The following is a 20,931-nucleotide window of genomic DNA, read 5'->3' on the forward strand; positions in this document are numbered from 1 at the left end:
ACCGTCGTGGTGACGTTTGGCGTCCAGCAAGTAATTGCTATCGTCCGGTCGAGACCGCCAACTCGGCAAATCTCTCAAAATGTTCAAGCAGCAGAGGCGCCAATTCGAACCGCACCGGCCAATTCTGCCGATCCAGTTCTTCGCCAACCCGTCTGGTTGGCCCCGGCGCCGCGCCGTCTCGATGTCCGCTGTATAGGCCCCGCCCCTCGTTTCTGTCAACGACCTTTTCGCAAAATCGTCGCAGAGAACCCAAAACCCAATGTTTAGCAGGGCTTCCAGACTGTCGGTTTTTAGGGAACCCTTTCGTCTCCCGGCGTGTCGCTCACCTCCAGTCTGTGCGCATCAAGCGAACGCGCCCTCCTCAAGGTCGAACTTTTGGCAAAACCTCGCCCGTCTTTGCCGGTGAATCCGTGAGATCGCCAACGGACATTAGCCCTTCGTCTTGGGCGGTTAGAGCTGTCCGGCAATTCGCAGGAATTCCCGGACCCAGACGCCCGCCTACCTATCGGTTTCCGAAGGGAACTGCAGATTGTCTCCCAGAGGATCGGAATGTCTTCCCTCTTCCCTCTTCCCTCTTCCCTCTTCCCTCTTCCCTCTTCCCTCTTCCCTCTCTCTGTCTTCGCCCCTTCCCCCGTCTCATCCCGTCGCCCCTTCCTGACTGCATCCATTGTGGGAAGCACCGTCGGCGCCGCTCCCAGCATTGACAGTCCCGCGCTGCGCCGGGTTAATCGCCCCATTCGTTCAGCGGCGCGGCGCCATGCCCCGGCCGCCGGTCGCGATTTCGCCACCATGATCGCCGATGGCCGGGCTGACACCCAACCAAGGAAGTGAATGAGCCAGGATTCGCCCCGTCGACCCGAGTTCGGAAACGAGCCGCCGCTTCTCGCCGATCGGCGACGGCGTCCGGACCGTCGCCAGGTCTCGGTACGCTGGCTGGCCGGAACCTTGCTCACCGGTCTTACCTCGAGCGCGCTGATGGGCATCGCGCTCTCGGCCGCACTCGACGGGCGCCATACGATGGCGAGCCCCGCCGCGGCCGCAACCGCCGCAGCCTCGCTTGACGCCACCTCGGAAAAAGGCGAGCGCGTTTTCGCCACCGCCATCCCAATGACCAAGAGCCGGCAGACCCTCGAACTCTCGACCGTGACGCGCGAGGGCGACCGCGAGGTGATCCGCACCCTCCCCTTCGCCTACGTCAACATGTCGCTCGCCGCCCGCCACACCACCAATGTCGACTATCCCGCCTTCGACGCGATGAAGGTCTTCGCCGAGGACGGCGATGCCGCCCCGGAGGTCGAAGCGGATGCCGCTCAGATCTATGGCGGCAAAACCGAGAGCGAGATGAGCCTCAAAATGGAGCCGTTCGACTTCGCCGACCTCGACGAGAGCGGCGAGATCGACGACCAGCAAGCCGAGGCGCAAGTGCGGGGCATCGCGCCGACCTTGTCCTACGATCCCGTCAAGGTCGCCTCGCTGGAGCCGGTCGACCCGCTGCGCTTCGCGCTCGAAAGCGACGCCCAGGATTACGAGCCCGGCTCGGCCTTTCGCGTCATCGAGGAGAACGTCTCGATCGCCGCGCCGAACGCACCGGCGGAGATCCCGCTCTACAACGAGGAGATCATCCCCTTCTCCACGCAGAAGACCATCCTGTCGGCGCTCACCGAGGCCGGCTACGCAGATAACGAGGCGAGCTATCCTGCCGAGAGGCTGGCCGACGTCCTCTCGACCAAGGTGCTCAACGCCGACAACGTCATCCGCGTCGGCGCCGAGACCGAGGGCGGCGTCCGGCGGATCGTCCGTCTCTCCGTCTACCGCGGCGATACCCATATCGTCACCGTCGCGGAAAACGATGCGGGGCGCTTCGAGCCGGCGGCCGCCCCGGATGTCAGTCATTCCGTCGCCGACGCCTTCGACGAGAACACCAGCGAAGGCCAGCGCGCTGACATGCCGAGCGTCTACGACGGCATCTACCAGGCGGCCCTGTCCTATGGCCTTAACGAGCGGCTGTGCCAGCAGCTCATCCGCATGCTGGCCTCGGAAGTCGACTTCCAGGCCCGGCTGGGGCCGAAGGATCACCTCACCGTCTTCTATTCGCTTGAAGAGGGCCAGGAGTCGGCGACCGACGCATCGGAAATCCTCTTCGTCGAAGCCAATTTCGGCGATGTAGCGAAGAAATATTACCGCTTCCGGGCGGAGGGCGACGACCACAGCGACTATTACGACGAAGAAGGCCGCAGTTCCCGCCAGTTCCTGCTGCGCAAGCCGGTCCCGAATGCCCGCATGAGCTCGGCCTTCAGCACCGGCCGCAAGCATCCCGTTCTCGGCTACACCCGGCCGCACTGGGGCGTCGACTGGGCGGCGCCGCAGGGAACGCCGATCCTTGCCGCGGGATCCGGCGTCGTCGAGACCGCCGGCTGGACCAATGGCTACGGCCGCCAGACCATTCTGAAGCACGCCAACGGCTATGAGACGTCCTATTCCCACCAGAGCGGCATCGCCAAGGGCGTTGTTCCGGGCGCCCGGGTCCGGCAAGGTCAGATCATCGGCTATATCGGTTCGACCGGCCTCTCGACCGGCAACCATCTGCATTACGAGGTGATGGTCAACACCACGAAACTCGACCCGATGCGCATCAAGCTGCCCTCCGGCCGCGTGCTGCAGGGAGAGGAGCTCGAAGTGTTCAAACGCGAACGCGATCGGATCGACAACTTGCTGATGGACCGCGACGACCCAGCCAAGGTCGCCGCCCGGTAGGATTTTCGCGCCTCAGCACTGGGCAGTGATTTTGCGCTACACCGTGTGATCGCGCCAGCCGCCGAAACATTTAAAGCGCTTCTCAGGGCTAACCATCGGTGTGCCTAGGAGAGGACAGCAACCTCTCCACCCGATTTCAAGGTTCGGCCCGACCTTGCGGAGCCGGCCTTGTCCCCGCAACTTCCCCCGCCCCTCGGACAAACTCTACTTGCAGTAGGTCGCGCCATTGTTGCGAGCGGCGATGTCGAGGTGGAAGTGGGTATCGTGGTCTGAATCGGTGCCGGGTCCGAGGACCGTCTTGAACGGGCCGCAAGCGGCGGCGCGGATGGAATCCTGGAATTTCGCCTCCGGGCTCCCCGCCGGCTTGGCCGCAACGCCGATCTCCTCACCCTTGTCGAAAACGAAGGACGCAATGTCGATCGCACTGCCGCGCGCGTGCTCGGAAATGCCCTTCTCGCTGGCACGCGGTCGGCAGACATAGGTCGAGGCGTGCTTGAATTCGGTGAGCTTGCGGTCTGGAAGATCGGCCTTTGCCGCGGGGACGACGCCCTTCGTCATCCAGTCGTCCAGTGCCAACGCCGTGCGGCACAGCATCTGTGTCTTCGGCGAAACCGTGATGCCGGAAGACAGGCGGGTGACGGCGACGGGCCGAAGCACGCCGCATTCGCCTTCGGAAATGCTGTCGTCGACGGTGAACTCGACGCCGCGCTTCTTCAGCTCGGTCTCACAGGCCTCGGCGTCCTCCACGGCAGCAGCGGCGAGAACCGCTGCGGCTGGACTGACTGCTGTCGTGCGCGACTTCAGCTTCTCCGTCGAATTCGGCGCCGCATCTTCATCCGCCGCTTCTTCAGTGGACGGGGTCGGCTTGGCCGGCTTCTGCGGTTCGACCTCAACTGCCGGCTTTGCCTCGCCCGGCGCGGCCGGCCGTTGGTCCGGCACCGGAATTTCATCCACGGGCTTTGCCGCCGTCGCCGCCGGGTCGACGGGTGTTGTCGCAGCGGGATCATTTGCCTGCGCAACGCCGGCATCGGAGTCGATCGAGGGTTTGTGCTCCGCCTTTTCGGCCTCTGCTTCCGGCTCGACGGCCACTGCCGGCTCGGCCGGTGCTTCCGATTCAACCGGGGGTGCGGGTGACGCCTCGGGCTTTGGCACGTCTTCGGCGCGTGGTACGGGCGGCGTGGCCTCAGCCGCGGCTGGCTGCGCAGCGACTATTTCGGACGGCGCCTTCGTGTTGGCCGCATCCGGCACCTTTGCGTCAGCATCCTTGACGGCAACAGCGGCAGCCGTTGCTGTAGCGGCAGCGGGGACCGCTGCTTCTGCAGCCGTGGCCGGGCGCTGGTTGGGAACCGGCACGGCACCTCTCGCCGACGCCTTGGGCGCCGAGCGTTTCGACTGGTGACGTCGGGTTGTTGCCTTGCGCGGGGCCGGCTTGCCGAACAGACGCTCCAGCGGATTGGCGTCGGACCACGGCAGCTTTTGCGCTACCGCCGGCGCCGCATCCGTGAAACCAGCAATGCTGAGAATGGCGAGAACCGCAGCGCTGCGGCGCAACGCCGACCTCATTCGCTAAACTCCACCACGGTCTTTGCGGGCTGCACCATCTTCGACAGCGCCTGCGCATCCCAATTTGTCAGACGCACACAGCCATGGCTTGCCGTCTTGTCGATCTTCGAGGGATCGGGCGTGCCGTGGATGCCATAGGTCGGCTTCGACAGGTCGATCCAGACGATGCCCACGGGTCCGTTCGGGCCACCCGGCAGCGTCAGCTTCTTGTCGTTCTTGCCTTGCTGGAAATTCTTGTCGGGATTGTACTCATAGGTCGGCTCCTGGGCACTGCCGTTCACCTTCATCGTACCCGATGGCGACGGTGTGCCTTCCGAACCGATGGTCGCGGGATCCATCAGGAGGATTTTGCCATCCTCGTCATAGGCGATGAGTTCGCCGAGGCTTTTGTCGACGACGATCTTGGCAACCTTGCCCTCGGGAGCGGCACCGGGATCGACCACCAGTACTTCCTGGCCGACGCTCGCCTCGTCGATCTTGGGATTGAGCCGGCGCAGCAGCTTCTCGTCCATATGGAAGCGCTCGCCGAGCATTTCTGCGACGTCGCGGTAGCCAAGCCACTCGAGCTTGGCGAGCTTGGCGTAATCGGTCGGCAGGTCCGGAACGAAACGCTCATCGAGATCGGCCTGGGTCAGGCGGTAGACCTGCATGCTCTTGGCGGTATCGGCCGAAAGCGCGGCCCAGAACTCAGGATCGGCTTTGCCGTCCGCCTTGAGGTCGTGCATCTTTTCAAAGGCCTTGATTGCCTTTTCGGTGTTGCCTCCGGGCATGCCGTCGATGACGCCCGGCGATGCATGCGCACGGTCGAGCAGAACTTGCATCCGAATCAGAAAGGGATCGGGAACATCCTCGGGCTTTTCGGCGATGCCGGGATCGACGGCCACGGCCTGCTGGTCGGCAGCCGGCGCATCGGCGGCCTGTTCGCGGGCCATCATGTCGACGGTGGAGTCCGCCTCCCCCTCGATTACGTCCTTGGCTTCGGCGGCGGTTTTGACGCGGGCCTGCCATTCCTCGAACGACGCCGCATCGATCGAGCCCGGCGACAGATCGGGCGCGCTGGTCGATGGCGGTGTCGGCGCGGCTGCCGGGTCAGGGGTCTGCGCCTGCGCCACCGAGGAAAGAAGGAGGCTGATCAATACCGAGTGGATGAACTGTGGCCGCATGTCTGTCTCCGCCTGTTTTGCAGGGGGTAACGTGCAGAAGCCTACTCCGCTCCGGGGTCTTCAGCTTATCTTATCAAACGGTGCCCCGCATCCGCTGCCGCCGCGATGGCGGCGCCGCGCTACTCGATAAACTCGACCGTGACGCCCGGCTTGACGAGCTTCGCGAGTTCCTGCGCGTCGAAATTGGCCAGGCGCACGCAGCCATGGCTGTTGGTCTTGCCGATCTTCGAGGGCTCCGGCGTCCCGTGAATGCCGTAGGTCGGCTTCGACAGCGCGATCCAGACCGAGCCGACCGGTCCGTTCGGGCCGGGGGGGATGGTGAGGATCGACTTGTTCGAGCCTTGGGTGAAATTGATCTTCGGATTGTAGGTGTAGTTCGGGTCGAAGGCGATGCGGCTGACCTCGACGGTGCCGCTCGGCGAAGGCGTATCGGACGAGCCGATGGTCGAGGGATAGGCGGCGATCAATCGACCGGCGGCGTCGTAGGCGCGCACTTGCTCGCGGCCCTTGTCGGCGATGATCTTGGCGACCGGCTCGGTGACATTCGCGCCGACGGCGGTGACCTTCAGGATCGTGCCCGGCCGGTTGAAGTCGGCGCCAGGGTTGATCGCCTTCAGATAGTTCTCGTCCATATGGAAACGCTCGCCGAGCATCTCGCTGACGCGCGTATAGGCCATCGCCGGCAGCAGCGCCTTCTCGGCATAGTCGTCCGGGATGGAGGCGACATAGGGACCGGCGATGTCCTTCTCGGTGATGGTGTAGCTGACGATCGCGGGTCCGCCGGTCGAGTCCAGTTCCTCGGCGAGCGCCTGCGAATTGGTCGCGTCGAGCCTTGTGCCGAACTTCTCCTCATAGGCGGCGACCGCCTTGTCGACATTGCCGCCCATGCGCCCGTCGATCACGCCCGGCGAGATGCCGGCACGGTCGAGCAGCACCTGCAGCGCAGCGATCTGCACCGAGGCATTCTTGCCTTTCGGGCCGGCAACAGACGGTGCGGGCCGGGATTCCGGCGCGGTGGTCTCGTTGGGATAAACGATCGCGGGATTGCCCTCGGGCATGTCGATCGCGCCGCCGGCATCGCCGGGCAGTTGCGAGTCGCCGGGCAACTGGGAGTCGCCGGGCAAGCCGGCATTGCGCTGACCGCCGGAAAGGCCGTCATCGCCGGGCTCGGGAAAGGCGGAGTCATAGGTCGGGTCCGGCAAGGCCCCTCTCTCGACCGGCGCGTCATAACGCGGATCGGACCGTTGATCGGCACGGCGGGATCTGAAGCCGGGATCGATGCCGGGAACGTCGTCCGCCGGACCTTCCAGGACAAGGTTCGGGTCGTTGGCGGGCGGCGCACCCAGCCGGGCCGATCCGTTCCCGCGCGGGCGGAAGCCGCCACGGTCCGGCTGCTCAACGCCAATGATGCGGCCGCGCGCGTCGACGGTCACCCGCCGGCCGTACTCGTCGATAAAGCTCTCGGCCCGCCGCGGGGGAGCGGCGTCGTCGCCATTCCCGTCATAGATCGGCAGATCGTTCGGCTCGTAATACTGTGCCAGCGACGGCGTGGACGAAAGCGCCGACAACGCCAGCGCCACGAGCACGGCGGACGGCACAGTGACTGACTTCATCTGAACTCTCCACGCAGAGCAAGGCGGCCCGCCCCGACACCAACGGCTGCCGTAGCACCCCAAGCTGTCCCGGGGGTTACCAGATCGCAAATGAACCCGGCATGAAGAAGGCGTCCGCGAGAGCTCCGGCGGCCCGGTCGGCTCCGCGTTCGAATGGGGTGGAGGACCGGTCACTCAACCGATCATTCGCCTTGCCCGCTCGGTGGTCTGGCAGGTGCGACCGCTCAGGCGACCTGCCCGGCGCTCCAGCCGGAGGCCCAGGCCCACTGGAAGTTATAGCCGCCGAGCCAGCCGGTGACGTCGACCACCTCGCCGACGAAATAGAGCCCGGGCACGCTACGCGCCTCGAGGGTGCGCGAGTCCAGCTCGCTGGTATCGACGCCGCCGAGCGTCACCTCGGCCGTGCGGTAGCCCTCGGACCCCGCCGGCTTGAACCGCCACTGGTTGACCGCAAGGACAACGCCGCGCAGCAGCTTGTCGGACCAGTCGGCCAGGTTCTTCGGCCCGGGATGCGCCTCGGCGATCCGCTGGGCGAGGCTTTTGGGCAGGAAGGCGCCCAGCGCCGTCTGCAGCGCCTGCCGGCCGTTTTCCGCCCGCGCGGCGCGCAGGTCCGCCAGCACGTCGCGCTCCGGCAGCATGGCGACCGAGATCTCGTCGCCCTCGCGCCAGAACGACGAGATCTGCAGCATCGCCGGCCCCGACAGGCCGCGGTGGGTGAACAGCAGCGCCTCGGCGAACGTCGTCTTGCCGTGCGAGACGGTCGCGTCGATGGCTGTGCCCGACAGCGGCTTCAGCCGCTCCAGCGTCGGCGGATCTAGCGTCAGCGGCACCAGCGCCGGCCGGACGTCGGTAACCTTCAGGCCGAACTCCCGCGCCACGTCGTAGCCAAAGCCAGTGGCGCCCATCTTCGGGATCGACTTGCCACCGGTGGCAATGATCAGCGATCTGCACTCGACTGGCTCGGACCCGCGGCTGTCATGGCTTAGCACCGCCGAGAAGCCGTCGTCGGTCTTGCGAATGCGACCGGCCGAGGTGCCAAGCCGCAGCTCGGCGCCCGCCTCCCGCATCTCGGTCATCAGCATAGACACGATCTGAGCGGCCGAGCCGTCGCAGAACAGCTGCCCCAGCGCCTTCTCGTGATAGGCGATGCCATAGCGCTCGACGAGGGCGATGAAGGCGCTCGCCGGATAACGCTTCAGCGCCGAGATGCAGAAGCTCGGATTGGCGGAAAGGAAGTTCTTCGGACTGGTGTGCACATTGGTGAAGTTGCACCGCCCGCCGCCGGAGATTCGGATCTTCTCGCCGGGCGTTGCCGCGTGGTCGACCACGAGCACGCTCCGCCCCCTTTTGCCGGCCTCGGCGGCCGCCATCATCCCGGCGGCACCGGCACCGATGACCAGAACGTCGATTTTCACGTGAGCACTCCAAAAGGTCGGCGCTGCAGGGCGCTCCGCGTCATGTGCCGACGACCGACCGTCCGGTCAAGCACCCCTCAGTCCACAGCCCCCGTCAGCGTCTTGACGAAGCGCATGGTGCGCGGATCGCGCGGGGTCTGGAACAACACCGCGGGCGGCCCTTCCTCGACGATGCCGCCGCCCTCGAGGAAAGCGACGCGGTTGGCGATCTGCCGGGCGAGGCGCAGGTCGTGCGTTGCCATCAGCATGGTCATGCCTTCGCCGGCGAGCGTGCGGAGGACCTCGACGACCTCGCCCGCGAGTTCCGGATCAAGCGCCGAAGTCGGCTCGTCGCAGAGCAGAAGTTTTGGCGATGCCGCCAGCGCCCGGGCGATGGCGACGCGCTGCTGCTGGCCGCCCGACAGCGTCGCCGGCCAAGCCTCGGCCTTATCAGCCATGCCGACCTTCTCCAGGAGTTCCATCGCCCTTGTCCGGGCCTTTTCCTCCGGCCATTGCGAAACGACGACCAGGCCCTCCATCACATTGCCGATCACCGTGCGGTGCGGAAACAGCTGAAAGTTCTGGAACACCATGCCGGTCTGCCGCCGAACCGCCAGAATGTCGGCCTTGGAGGGTTTGTGTGCGGCGTCGAAGGTCAGCCGGAGGGTGCCGAGCTCGAGCGTGCCGGCCTCCGGCATCTCCAGAAGGTTGACGCAGCGCAGCAGCGTGCTCTTGCCGCTGCCGGAAGGGCCGATCAGCGCGGTCACGCTGCCCTCGGTAATGTCGAGGTCGACTCCGCCGAGGACGACATTGTCGCCGAAGCGCTTGCGGATACCGGAAAGGCGGATCATCGGCCGGTCTCCAGAAAGCCGCCATAGCGGCCGTAGTGCTTTTCAAGCCGTGCCTGAAGAGCCGAGAGAACCGAGGAGACCACGAGATAGAGCAGCGCCGCCTCGATGTAGAGGATCAGCGGCTCGTAGGTGGTCGCCACGATCCGCTGCGCCTGCTGGAACAGTTCCGGCACGGTGATCGCGGCAGCGAGCGAGGTGTCCTTGACCAGCGAGATGAAGGAATTGGACAGCGGCGGGACCGCCACCCGCGTCGCCTGCGGCACGATGGTGCGCATCAGCGTCTGCCGCCCGGTCATGCCGATGGCATAGGACGCCTCCCACTGCCCGCGCGAGACCGAGGTCAGCGCCGCCCGGATGACTTCCGACGTATAGGCCCCGACGCTGAGGGTGAAGCCGATCAAGGCCGCGGGAAAGGCGTCGATCAGGATGCCGACGCTCGGCAGGCCGTAGAAGATGACGAAGAGCTGCACCAGAAGCGGCGTGCCGCGGATGAACCAAACATAGAACCGCGCGAGAAGGGCGAGCGGCTTCGGCGCGAACAGCCGGGTCAGCGCCGTGACGAAACCGAGCGCGAGGCCCAACACGAAGGACAGCACCGCCAGCGGCACCGAAAAAACCAGTCCGGCACGGACGAGGGGCCAGAGCGAGTCCAGCATGAGCTGCAGAAAGGGCGGCAAGCGTGTTCCCCGAAAGACAAGACGGCCGACCGGAAGCCGGTCGGCCGTGTGGTTAAGCCCAGTGTGCCGCGAGGCGCGCGGCGACGCCAGCCGTTACTGCGAGACGTCGGCGCCGAAATACTTCTGCGAGATCTTGCCGTAGGTGCCATCCGCCTTGATCGCGGCCAGCGCCTTGTTGATCTCGGCGACCAGCGGCGCATTGTCCTTCTGCACGATGATACCGGAAGCGGCCGCATCGTCCTGCGTCGCGACCACCGCGACGCCGGCATTCGGCTGCTTCTTCTTGAAGTCGAGATACGACAGGTTGTCGTTGATCGTGGCGTCCGCCCGGCCTGTCAGCACCAGTTGCACCGACTGGTCGAAGCCGTCGGTCCCGACGAGCTCGGCGCCGGCGCCTTCAGCGATCTTGCCGTAGTTCGAGGTCAGCGACTGCGCCGCGCGCTTGCCCTTGAGGTCAGGGAAATCCTTGATCGGGCTGCCTTCCTTGACGATCAGGACGGCCTTGGAGACGATGTAGGGGTCGGAAAAGTCGAAGCGCGCCTTGCGCTCCTCGGTGATGCCCACCTGGTTGATCACCGCATCATAGCGGTTGGAGGCAAGGCCGGCGATCAGGCCGTCCCACTTGCCCTCGACGAACGCTGCCTTGACGCCGAGCTTCTCGGCAACCGCCTCGCCGATCTCGACGTCGAAGCCGACCAGCTTGCCGGACGTGTCGTGGAAGGTGAAAGGCGCGTAGGTGCCCTCGGTGCCGATGCGCAGGGCGCCGCTGGATTTGACGTCCTCGAGGCTTCCGGCGCTGGCGAGTGCTGCGCTGGCGAGAAGGGCGGCAAGGGTGGCGGCGACGAGTTTCATCCGGTGAGTCCTTAGGCAGGGAAGAGGTGTGACGATAGTCAGAAGATCGGAAATGCGTCAGGGTTCCTCAAGGAATGGATTGGCGTTCCCCCGCCGATCCGTAGCTTTTCCGTCCGCCTCGGTCCCTGGCGCCGCCCGGCCTAACCGTTTGACAGCGCCTGAAGCCCGACACTAATCCTAGCTGATAAATAGTTGGCCAGGGAGACGCCGAGATGACCGACATCACACAGCCGGCCGGGGGCGGGGCGGCAGTCGAGCCAGCGCTGCACCGGGTGATGGGGCCTTGGCTGCTCCTGCTCTTCATCGTCGGCGATATTCTCGGCACCGGCATCTACGCGCTCACCGGACAGGTCGCCAAGCAGGTCGGCGGTGTCGTCTGGCTGCCTTTCCTCATCGCCTTCGTCGTCGCCCTCATCACCGCCTTCAGCTATCTCGAGCTGGTGACGAAATACCCGAAAGCGGCAGGCGCCGCGCTTTACGCGCACAAGGCCTTCGGCATCCACTTCGTCACCTTCATCGTCGCCTTCGCCGTGATGTGCTCGGGCATCACCTCCGCCGCCACGGCCTCGCGGGCCTTCGCGGCCAACATGTCGACGGCTTTGGGGATGGGCCTCGAAGGCGGTATCGGCATCACGCTGATAGGCCTCGCCTTCATGGCGATCGTCGCCGTCGTCAACTTCCGCGGCGTCGGCGAGAGCGTGAAGGCGAACGTCGTCCTCACCGTCGTCGAACTGACCGGCCTTTTGATCATCATCTTCATCGGCTTGTGGGCGATCGGGCTCGGCCAGGGCGACGTCTCGCGCGTCATGCAGTTCGGCGGCGCCGCGGATTCGACGGTGTTCTGGTCGGTCATCTCCGCCACCACGCTCGCCTTCTTCGCCATGGTCGGCTTCGAGGACTCGGTGAACATGGCCGAGGAATGCAAGGACCCCTCCAAGATCTTCCCGAAAGTCCTGCTCGCGGGCCTCGTCATCACCGGCGTGATCTATGTTCTCGTCTCAATTTCGGCGATCACCCTCGTCTCGCCGGAGGATCTCGGCGAAGGCGAGACGCCGCTGTTGAAAGTCGTCTCGGCCGGCGCGCCCAGCTTTCCGCTCTGGATCTTCGGCTTCATCACCATGTTCGCGGTCGCCAATTCGGCCCTCATCAACATGCTGATGGCCAGCCGCCTCGTCTACGGCATGAGTCGCGAGCATGTCCTGCCGGCAGCGCTCGGCAAGGTGCATGCAACCCGCCGCTCGCCTTACATCGCCATCGGCTTCACCACGCTCCTCGCCTTCGGCCTCATCACCTTCGTCGGCGAGGTGCCGGCGCTCGGCGGCACGACGGCGCTGCTGCTCCTCTGCGTTTTCACCGTCGTCAACATCGCCGTCTTGGTGCTGCGCAAGGACCCGGTCGAGCACCAGCATTTCCGCACGCCGACCGTACTGCCGATCCTCGGCGCCCTCGCCTGCGCCTTCTTCGCCGGCCCCTGGACCGGCCGCGATCCCGTTCAGTACTCGATCGCCGGCATACTTCTGGCCATCGGCGTCGGCCTCTGGATCGTCACCGTCCTCGTCAACCGCGCCGTCGGCACCGGCCGCGATGCCGATCAGCCGGCCATGGTAAAAAGCGGTGCCCCCTAAACTAGAGCGCGGCTTCTACCGCAGCCCCCCAAGGAGCTCTTTCATAACTGGGGTTCCTGCGTTTGCCACGGTGGGCAAGGTCATACCCATCGCCGAGTGCAACCTGCCTGCGGAAGACATGCACGGCGATGTCCCGCGTCGCCTTCTTTCGGCCCATGGCATGCCCCCGGAGAAACAGCAGAGACGACCTTTAGATACCTAAAAACACTGGTCACCTCTTCACCTTCCGGGACGCAGTTCGCCATGACAGGATCGCCGAAGCCGCGGGCAACGGGGAGAGGGCTATGGACGACCTGGGCAACGCCGCAGCGACCGTCAAAGCATTGGACATCGGCGGCATGATTGCGGCGATCGCCGCTTTGGGCGTTGCCGCGCAGGGTCTTGTCGACTCCAGCAAGTTCTTCAACGGCGGTATCTCGCGTGCGGGCTTGGGCTTCATCAAGAAAGCCCTCGCGCCGTTCGAGCGCGGGCTGGAGATCGCCGCGGGGCCCAATCCATTTACGGCGATCGAGGCCAACTGGATCAATGGTGTCCAGAAGGACGAGCAGAAACAGGCCACGCTGAACCTGATCCGCTTAGGCCTTACCGGCACCACGGCCAGCCATCTGGCGACGGACATAGAAGCGGTTGACGGCACTCGCTTGCAGATGGTCGCCGAGAAGCTTGAGGCCGGTACGACGCTTGAGGAGGCCGACCTCGCCCTCCTCGCCCGCTTCGATTCCGTTGTTGATGTCCGCCTGTCGGCCGCCTACGAGCGCGCAGACCAGTACTACCGCAACAGCGCCAAGCTTGCCGCCGGTATTGTCTCGCTCTGTCTCTCGCTGATCGCCGTGACCGCCAGTCCCGGGATCACCGGCTATCATGGTTTTGAGGAAATGATGGTCGCGCTGCTGATCGGCCTGATCGCCGTGCCATTGGCGCCGGTCTCGAAGGATCTGACCTCGGCCGTTTCCACCGCGGTAAAGGCCCTCAAGCTCGGCAAGGCCTGAGCGATGACGCTTTTCATCAACTTCCGCGAAAAGCGGATCAGCGGCGGCACACGGTCAGTGCCGGAAATCTTCGAGGGAAACCCCGATGAAGGCTACCGACCGGTTCCGGCAAACCGTTTTGCCGAGCGCGTCGCAGGCAGGGATCTTTTGATCGCCACCCATGGCTTCGACAACACCTGGACGGACGGCGTCTTCGCCCTGTCCAGGCTCGAAGATGCGCTGAGGCCGTATTCCTTGCCGGCCAGCACGCTGTTCGCCGCCGTGCTCTGGCCGGGCGATTCCTACGCCTGGAAGCTCGGCTATCCCAGCGAACGCCGCACCGCTGTCACCTGCGGCAGAAATCTCGGCGTCTTCCTCAACATCCACGCCCGGACATCAGGCAGCCTCTCTTTCGCCAGCCACAGCCTCGGGGCCCGCTTGGTGCTGGAGGCCGGGCGGCATACCGTGCTGCCGATCCGTCTGATGTGTCTCATGGCGGCAGCCATCGAAAACACCTGCCTGTTCCAAGAATATAGCGATGTCGGGTCCAAGGCCGACGCGATCGCCGTGCTCTCGTCGCGCGAGGACCGGGTCCTGCGTTGGGCGTTTCCGGCCGGTAATCTGGTGTCGGCAGTGCTCAACCCGACGGCCAACCCGCTGTCGGCCGCGCTCGGCTATGCCGGACCACGCAATCCCATCGGCAAGACCACCAAATCCTATCCGATCGCACCGGCCGATCGATACGATCATGGCGATTATCTGCCGCCGAGTGGCCCGAAGGATCCGCTCGTTCCGCCGGGAGACTGGGACCGCCCTTCCCGCTTCCTGGCCAACGCTTTGCGCAATGCCAGCCAAGCCTGGCCGTGAAGGAACGGCTGCCTCGCCCGCTGCCGCATCTTTCGGGATGCGCAGCGGGCGAGCCGATCAGGCCGCGACGCGGTCGCCGGCAACGCCGGCTTTCGAGCCGACGACGTAGAAGCCGAGGCGGTCGGCCCCGGCGGTGATCTTCACCACCGACTCGTCCCGGACCTCGCCGAGCAGGATCTTCTCGGCCAGCGGGTCCTGCACCTCGCGCTGGATCACCCGCTTCAACGGCCGCGCGCCATAGGCGGGGTCGTAGCCGCGCTCGGCGAGCCAGGCGCGGGCGCCCTCGTCGAGGTCGATGACGATCTTGCGGTCGACCAGGAGCTTCTCCAGCCGCTTCAGCTGGATGTCGACGATCGCCCCCATCTCCGCCCGCTTGAGGCGGTGGAAAAGGATGGTCTCGTCGACGCGGTTGAGGAACTCCGGCCGGAAGGCCGAGCGCACCACCTGCATCACCTGCTCTCGCACGCTGTCGGTATCAACGTCATCCGGCAGGCTTGTGAGGTATTCCGCCCCGAGGTTCGACGTCATGATGATCAGCGTGTTGCGGAAATCGACCGTCCGCCCTTGCCCATCCGTCAGCCGCCCGTCGTCGAGCACCTGCAGGAGGACGTTGAACACGTCGGGATGCGCCTTCTCGATCTCGTCGAAGAGGACGACCTGGTAGGGCCGGCGGCGCACCGCTTCGGTCAGCGAGCCGCCCTCCTCGTAGCCGACATAGCCAGGAGGCGCCCCAATCAGCCGCGCGACCGAGTGCTTCTCCATGAACTCCGACATGTCGAGCCGCACCATCGCGGTCTCGTCGTCGAACATGAACTGCGCCAAGGCCTTGGTAAGCTCGGTCTTGCCGACGCCGGTGGGTCCGAGAAAGATGAACGAGCCTATCGGCCGGTTCGGATCCTGCAGCCCGGCGCGGGCCCGGCGCACGGCGCGCGACACGGCCTGCACCGCCTCGCCCTGGCCGACGACGCGGGTGCCGATGGCATCCTCCATCCGCAGGAGCTTGTCACGCTCGCCCTCCAGCATCCGGTCGACCGGAATGCCGGTCCAGCGCGAGACGACCTGGGCGATGTGATCGGGCGTCACCGTCTCCTCGACCATTGACGCGGTGCCGCCGATCTCATGCGCCTCGGCCTCGGCCACCTCGCGCTCGAGTTTCGGGATCTCGCCATAGGCGAGCTCGCCGGCGCGCTGGTACTCGCCCTGGCGCTGGGCATTGGCGAGTTCGTTGCGCGCCTCGTCGAGCCGCTTCTTCAAGTCGGCGGCAAGGCCGAGCTTTGACTTCTCCGCCTGCCAGGTCTGGGTGATCCGGTCGGACTCTTCTTCGAGGTTGGCAAGCTCTCCCTCGAGCCGCTCCAGCCGGTTGCGCGAGGCGTCGTCGTCCTCGCGCCGCAGCGCCTCGCGCTCGATCTTCAGCTGCATGACGCGCCGGTCGATCTCATCGAGAACCTCGGGCTTGGAATCCACCTGCATGCGCAGGCGCGCGGCGCCCTCGTCGATGAGGTCGATCGCCTTGTCCGGCAGGAAGCGGTCGGTGATGTAGCGGTTCGACAGCTGCGCGGCGGCGACCAAAGCCGAGTCGGAAATCCGCACCTTGTGGTGCTGCTCGTACTTCTCCTTCAGGCCGCGCAGGATCGAGATCGTGTCCTCGACCGTCGGCTCGGAGACGAAGACCGGCTGGAAGCGCCGGGCGAGCGCCGGGTCCTTCTCGACGTGCTTGCGGTACTCGTCGAGCGTCGTCGCGCCGACGCAGTGCAGCTCGCCGCGCGCCAGCGCCGGCTTCAGGAGGTTGGAGGCGTCCATCGCCCCGTCGCCCTTGCCCGCTCCGACCAGCGTGTGCATCTCGTCGATGAACAGGATGATGCCGCCGGCCGCCGAGGTCACCTCAGACAACACGGCCTTCAGCCGCTCCTCGAACTCACCGCGATACTTCGCCCCGGCGATGAGCGAGCCCATGTCGAGCGCCATCAGCTGCTTGTCGCGCAAGGATTCCGGCACGTCGCCGTTGACGATGCGCAGCGCGAGTCCCTCGGCGATCGCGGTCTTGCCGACGCCGGGTTCGCCGATCAGCACGGGATTGTTCTTGGTACGGCGCGACAGGACCTGGATGGTGCGGCGGATCTCGTCGTCGCGGCCGATCACCGGGTCGAGCTTGCCCTCGCGGGCGTCCTTGGTGAGGTCGCGGGCATATTTCTTCAGCGCGTCATAGCCTTGCTCGGCGGAAGCCGAGTCGGCGGTGCGACCTTTGCGCAGATCGTTGATCGCCTCGTTCAGGCCTGCCGCAGTCACGCCGGCCTTTTCAAGGATCGTCGCGGTCTTCGCCGACTTCTCGACGGCGAGCGCCAGAAGCAGCCGCTCAACGGTGACGTAGCTGTCGCCCGACTTCTTGGCGATCTCCTCGGCGGTCGCAAAGATCTTCGCCAGCGGCTGCGAGAGATACATCTGCCCGTTGCCGCCGGAGACCTTCGGCATGGCGGCCAGCGCCGCGTCCACCGCCAGCCGCACATCCGCCGCCCGTCCGCCGGCCTTCTCGATCAGGCCTGCTGCCATGCCCTCGCTGTCGTCGACCAGCACCTTCAGAAGATGCTCGGGCGTGAACTGCTGGTGGTCACGCGTCGTTGCGGCCGTCTGGGCAGCCTGGATGAAGCCGCGCACCCGCTCGGTGTATTTTTCCATGTCCATCGAAAAGTTCTCCTGTTGGCGCGGCACCCGTCCGGCATGGCGCGCAAGTGGAGGCTGGCTCCCGTCATCGGCGAGCCGTCCGCTGTGGAATATGGGGGCCGCCCGACGCGGCCGGAAGAGGAAGCGGCCTGCCGACCGGAAACAAAAACGGCGCCGGGAGTAACCCGGCGCCGTCCTGTATCTTCTAGTGAGTGCGTGTCCCGATCAACCGTTCGAGGCCATCAGGAAAGCCGGCAGATGATCACCGCCGTCGTCACCGCCGCCGGATGAATCATCATCGGGCTTCTTCTTCTTCGGCCGGCCCGGCTTGCGCTTGACCTTGGCCTCGCCCTCGACAGGCGCGGCGTCGGACACCGGTGCATCGACCTTCGCCGAAGCCGGCGCTGCAGCGGCTGGCGCCTCGGCGGGTGCCGCGACCGGCGCGGCCGGCGGCGTTACGGGCGTCTCGGCCTGCGGCGGCGTGGCGGCAGCCTGCGACGGCTCGTCCGCTATCGGCTGGGAGGTTTCGGGCTGGCCTGCATCCGACGCGCCGGCAACACCGGCCTCGTTCTCGCCAAGCCGTGCACGGCGCGGACGGCCGCGGCGGCGTGGCTCGCGCTCGGCGTTCTCGCCGTCATTGCGCGGCCTAAACTCCTCGGCCGGCGCATCGACGCGGGCCGTGTTCTCGCCGGTGGCGACGGCAGGCTGCTCATTCTGGACGCGGGGCTCGACGAAAGGCTGAGGACCGAGACCGCTCGGTGCCGGCCGGTTGTCGCTCCGAGCCTCGCGGCCTTCCCGGTGCTGACCGTTCTGGCCATCGCGGTTCTGGCCATCGCGGGCCTGATGGTCGCGCGCGAATTCCCGGTTTCCATCGCGGTTCTCGCGGTTGCCGTCGCGGTTGCCGCGGTTGCCGCTGTTGTCGCGGCTTCCGTTATTGTCGCGGTTGCCGTTGTTCTCACGGCTACCGTTGTTGTCGCGGTCACGGGCCTCGCGGTTGAATTCGCGGTTGCCGTCCCGGTTGCCATTGGCGTCCCGGTTGCCGTCGCGGTTCCGGTCGCGGGCGAACTCGCGGTTGCCGTCGCGCGGCTGGTTCTGGTCGCGGGCGTTCTGCTGGCCATTGCCCTGCTGGCGGTCCTGCTGGCCCTGCGGCGGCTGGCGGTCCTGGGCAGGCTGCTGGTTGCGGTCCTGCGCGTCGAAGCTGTCCTCGCCGCCCTCCTCGTCGTCGCCGTCGTATTCGGCTTCGTCCTGCTGCAGCTGGAACGTGCCTTGCGCCGCCGCGACGATGCGGCCGTAATGCTCGGCGTGCTGGAGATAGTTCTCGGCCATCACGCGGTCGCCGGATGCGGAAGCGTCGCGCGCCAGCGTCGAGTATTTCTCGGCGATGTGCTGCGCCGTGCCGCGAATCTTCACGTCGGGGCCATTCGACTCGTAGCTCCGCGAGAGCGGGTTCGGCCCCTTACGACCGCGTCCGCGCATGCGCTGCTTGTTCTGCTGCTGCTGCTGTCCTGGCCTCATGCTCTTCCTGTCTTTGGATATCCGGCCTTCAGGCCAGTGAGCCCCTTGCCGCGGGGTGCTTCGTCACGCTGGAGGAAGCGTCGCGGCACACGATCGGCTGCGTTCAGTCGCTGCCAGTATCGAGATTGATGTTTCGGTTAAGCCGATCGATTCCAAATCGACGGTATCACGGACGGCAGTCATGCCGTTTTCCGAGCGCCTGGCATCCCGACCGGTCCGGCGGACCGAGATACGCGGGGCGTTCCCCCTCGAATATTCCGTAACGCCTGCAAATCTAGTGGCTTCGCTGCGCAGCCACAAGCCTTATTTACTGGCGTCCGACTTAAAGCTTAACGTCTCCAACGGTTTTCCGCCCGATATCGACGCCGGGAGAGCACGGTCCCCGTCTCGCCGCGGCGCCTTCCCGAATCGTCGGTCAGGCGTGTCGGCGGAACCAGAGCGCTCGGGCTATGCCGCTGAGATCATCTGCCGATGCGGCGAGATCAAGGCCGCTTCGTTCGAATATCTGGCAGACATCGCTTGCCTGACCCTGACCGATCTCCATCAGCGCATCGCCGCCCGGGGCGAGAAGCTCTGCGGCCTGTGCGGCGATGGCACGATAGGCGTCGAGACCATCCGCCCCGCCATCCAGCGCGCGCATCGGGTCGTGCGCCCGCACCTCGCGCGACAGGTTGAGAATGTCGGCGCTGCGGATGTAGGGCGGGTTGGAGACGATAATGTCGATCGGCCCGCGGAGCGCCGAGAGGTAGTCGCCGACGAGGCCGAGGAAACGCCCGCCGACGCCGGCCGCTTCGGCATTCTGCCGCGCCGTCAGCACGGCGCCCGGCGAAAGATCGAGGGCCACGACCGCGAGTTCGGGATAGAGCGCGAGCAATGAAACGGCGATTGCCCCGCTGCCGGTCCCGACATCCACCAAAAGGCAGGTTCCTCGCGTCGCCAGCACCCGATCGATCGGCTGGCGGCAAAGGTCAACGAGGATCTCGGTGTCCGGCCGCGGCTCCAGCGTGTCCGGCGACAGCACGAAATCGTGCGCGTAGAACGCCCGCCGGCCGATGATGCGGTGGACCGGCTCGCCCGCAAGACGGCGCGCGACGAGGCGGTCGAGGAGCGCCTTTTGATCGGGGGAAGCGGCGTCGTTGCCGCGCAGGATCAGCCCGGCGGCATCCAGCCCGAAAGCAAACGACAGCAGCAGCCGGCTGTCCAGCTCGGCTTCCACTGTCGCCGGCGTCAACAGCCTGCGGGTGCGGGCGAGCAGCGCGGCGATCGTCTCGGGGGTCGACACGCCGGCCTAGCCCTCGTTGCCGACCGAGGCGAGGAGGCTGGCCTGGTGATCGGCCGTCAAGGCGTCGACGAGTTCGGAGAGCTCGCCCTCCATCACCTTGTCGAGCTTGTAGAGCGTCAGGTTGATGCGGTGATCGGTGACGCGGCCTTGCGGGAAATTATAGGTGCGGATGCGCTCGGAGCGGTCGCCCGAGCCAACCTGGCTGCGCCGGTTCTCGGAGCGCTCGTCGTCGGCGCGCTGGCGCTCCATGTCGAACAGCCGCGCGCGCAGGACCTGCATCGCCCGCGCCCGGTTCTGGTGCTGCGACTTCTCGGCCGAGACGACCATGATGCCGGTCGGAAGATGGGTGATGCGCACGGCCGAGTCTGTGGTGTTGACGTGCTGGCCGCCGGAGCCGGAGGCGCGCATGGTATCAATGCGGATGTCCTCGGCCTTGATGTCGATGTCGATGTCCTCCGCTTCCGGCAGGACGGCCACCGTCGCCGCCGAAGTGTGGATGCGCCCGCCCGACTCCGTTGCCGGCACCCGCTGCACGCGGTGGACACCGGACTCGAACTTCAGCCGCGAGAAGACGCCCCGGCCGTTGATCGAGGCGATGACTTCCTTGTAGCCGCCGACTTCGCCCTCGCTCGCGGAGAGAACGTCGACCTTCCAGCCATGGGTTTCGGCATAGCGCTGGTACATGCGGAACAGGTCACCGGCGAAGAGGCCCGCCTCGGAGCCGCCGGTGCCGGCGCGAATTTCGAGGATGGCGCTTTTCTCGTCGGCGGCGTCCTTCGGCAGCAGCAGCAGCTGGATTTCCTCCGACAGCGCCGCCTCCTGGTCGCGCAGGTCGGAAATCTCGGCCGAGGCAAGATCGCGCATCTCCCGGTCCGATGCCGGGTCGTCCATCATCGCCCGCATGTCCGCGAGATCTGCCTCGATCCGCCGGTAGCGGCCGATCGCGGCGACGATGCCCTCCATGCCGGCATATTCACTGGCAAGCGCGGCAAAGCTCTCGCGGTCGCCACCCTTGGCCATCTCGGCCTCTAGATAGGAAAAGCGGCGAACGATCTCGTTCATCGTGTCTGAAGGCAGAACTGCCATGTCGTCCCAAGCGTCGGTAAGAAAGGGGGCACGCGTGCCGGTCGGCCGCGCGCTCAACGTCCG

Annotated in this window: 15 protein-coding genes; 4 read left to right on the plus strand and 11 right to left on the minus strand. The window is 66.0% G+C overall.

The window, feature by feature from the left end:
- Nucleotides 1-831 precede the first annotated feature (831 nt).
- Nucleotides 832-2,754 carry a M23 family metallopeptidase gene (locus ACZLZY_RS19785; protein WP_472935767.1) on the plus strand — a complete coding sequence of 641 codons (1,923 nt, stop codon included), beginning with the start codon at nt 832-834 and terminating at the stop codon, nt 2,752-2,754.
- Nucleotides 2,755-2,958: 204 nt separating this feature from the next.
- Here ACZLZY_RS19785 and ACZLZY_RS19790 read toward each other — a convergent pair whose 3' ends face one another.
- The 7 genes from ACZLZY_RS19790 to ACZLZY_RS19820 form a co-directional block, all read right to left on the minus strand.
- Nucleotides 2,959-4,317 (minus strand): extensin-like domain-containing protein, encoded by a 1,359-nt coding sequence (locus tag ACZLZY_RS19790; protein WP_472935768.1) that lies wholly within the window; start codon nt 4,315-4,317, stop codon nt 2,959-2,961.
- Nucleotides 4,314-5,480 (minus strand): L,D-transpeptidase family protein, encoded by a 1,167-nt coding sequence (locus tag ACZLZY_RS19795; protein WP_472935769.1) that lies wholly within the window; start codon nt 5,478-5,480, stop codon nt 4,314-4,316. Before ACZLZY_RS19795 ends, ACZLZY_RS19790 begins: the two co-directional genes overlap by 4 nt.
- Before the next feature lie 119 nt (nt 5,481-5,599).
- Entirely contained in the window at nt 5,600-7,093 is a 1,494-nt protein-coding gene (locus ACZLZY_RS19800; protein WP_472935770.1) for a L,D-transpeptidase family protein, read from the minus strand.
- Nucleotides 7,094-7,317: 224 nt separating this feature from the next.
- Entirely contained in the window at nt 7,318-8,466 is a 1,149-nt protein-coding gene (locus ACZLZY_RS19805) for a BaiN/RdsA family NAD(P)/FAD-dependent oxidoreductase (protein WP_472935924.1), read from the minus strand.
- A gap of 119 nt (nt 8,467-8,585) precedes the next feature.
- Nucleotides 8,586-9,338: an amino acid ABC transporter ATP-binding protein gene (locus ACZLZY_RS19810; RefSeq protein WP_472935771.1), complete on the minus strand. Its 753-nt coding sequence runs from the start codon at nt 9,336-9,338 to the stop codon at nt 8,586-8,588.
- Nucleotides 9,335-10,015 (minus strand): ABC transporter permease subunit, encoded by a 681-nt coding sequence (locus ACZLZY_RS19815; protein WP_472935772.1) that lies wholly within the window; start codon nt 10,013-10,015, stop codon nt 9,335-9,337. The genes ACZLZY_RS19810 and ACZLZY_RS19815 overlap by 4 nt, the downstream gene beginning before the upstream one ends.
- Nucleotides 10,016-10,108: 93 nt before the next feature.
- On the minus strand, nt 10,109-10,867 hold the full coding sequence (locus ACZLZY_RS19820; RefSeq protein ID WP_472935773.1) for an amino acid ABC transporter substrate-binding protein: 759 nt from the start codon (nt 10,865-10,867) through the stop codon (nt 10,109-10,111).
- A 212-nt stretch (nt 10,868-11,079) separates the two neighbouring features.
- On the opposite strand from ACZLZY_RS19820, the gene ACZLZY_RS19825 reads away from it, so the two are divergent.
- The 3 genes from ACZLZY_RS19825 to ACZLZY_RS19835 all read left to right on the plus strand — a co-directional run bounded on the left by ACZLZY_RS19825 (nt 11,080) and on the right by ACZLZY_RS19835 (nt 14,327).
- Complete coding sequence (locus ACZLZY_RS19825) at nt 11,080-12,492, plus strand: APC family permease (RefSeq protein ID WP_472935774.1); 1,413 nt, start codon at nt 11,080-11,082, stop codon at nt 12,490-12,492.
- A gap of 284 nt (nt 12,493-12,776) precedes the next feature.
- Nucleotides 12,777-13,481: a hypothetical protein gene (locus ACZLZY_RS19830; protein ID WP_472935775.1), complete on the plus strand. Its 705-nt coding sequence runs from the start codon at nt 12,777-12,779 to the stop codon at nt 13,479-13,481.
- A 3-nt stretch (nt 13,482-13,484) separates the two neighbouring features.
- Complete coding sequence (locus ACZLZY_RS19835; protein ID WP_472935776.1) at nt 13,485-14,327, plus strand: alpha/beta hydrolase; 843 nt, start codon at nt 13,485-13,487, stop codon at nt 14,325-14,327.
- A 57-nt stretch (nt 14,328-14,384) separates the two neighbouring features.
- Here ACZLZY_RS19835 and clpB read toward each other — a convergent pair whose 3' ends face one another.
- The 4 genes from clpB to prfA form a co-directional block, all read right to left on the minus strand.
- On the minus strand, nt 14,385-17,006 hold the full coding sequence (gene clpB / locus ACZLZY_RS19840; RefSeq protein WP_472935777.1) for an ATP-dependent chaperone ClpB: 2,622 nt from the start codon (nt 17,004-17,006) through the stop codon (nt 14,385-14,387).
- 204 nt (nt 17,007-17,210) lie between these two features.
- Nucleotides 17,211-18,500 (minus strand): DUF4167 domain-containing protein, encoded by a 1,290-nt coding sequence (locus ACZLZY_RS19845; protein ID WP_472935778.1) that lies wholly within the window; start codon nt 18,498-18,500, stop codon nt 17,211-17,213.
- Between the two features lie 415 nt (nt 18,501-18,915).
- Nucleotides 18,916-19,782, minus strand: coding sequence for a peptide chain release factor N(5)-glutamine methyltransferase (prmC, locus tag ACZLZY_RS19850; protein ID WP_472935779.1), 867 nt, complete (start codon nt 19,780-19,782; stop codon nt 18,916-18,918).
- A gap of 6 nt (nt 19,783-19,788) precedes the next feature.
- A complete protein-coding gene (gene prfA / locus ACZLZY_RS19855) occupies nt 19,789-20,868 on the minus strand; it encodes a peptide chain release factor 1 (RefSeq protein WP_472935780.1) in 1,080 nt (359 codons plus the stop codon).
- Between the last annotated feature and the right edge of the window lie 63 nt (nt 20,869-20,931).

This window comes from Mesocryomonas lacus (assembly GCF_055730135.2).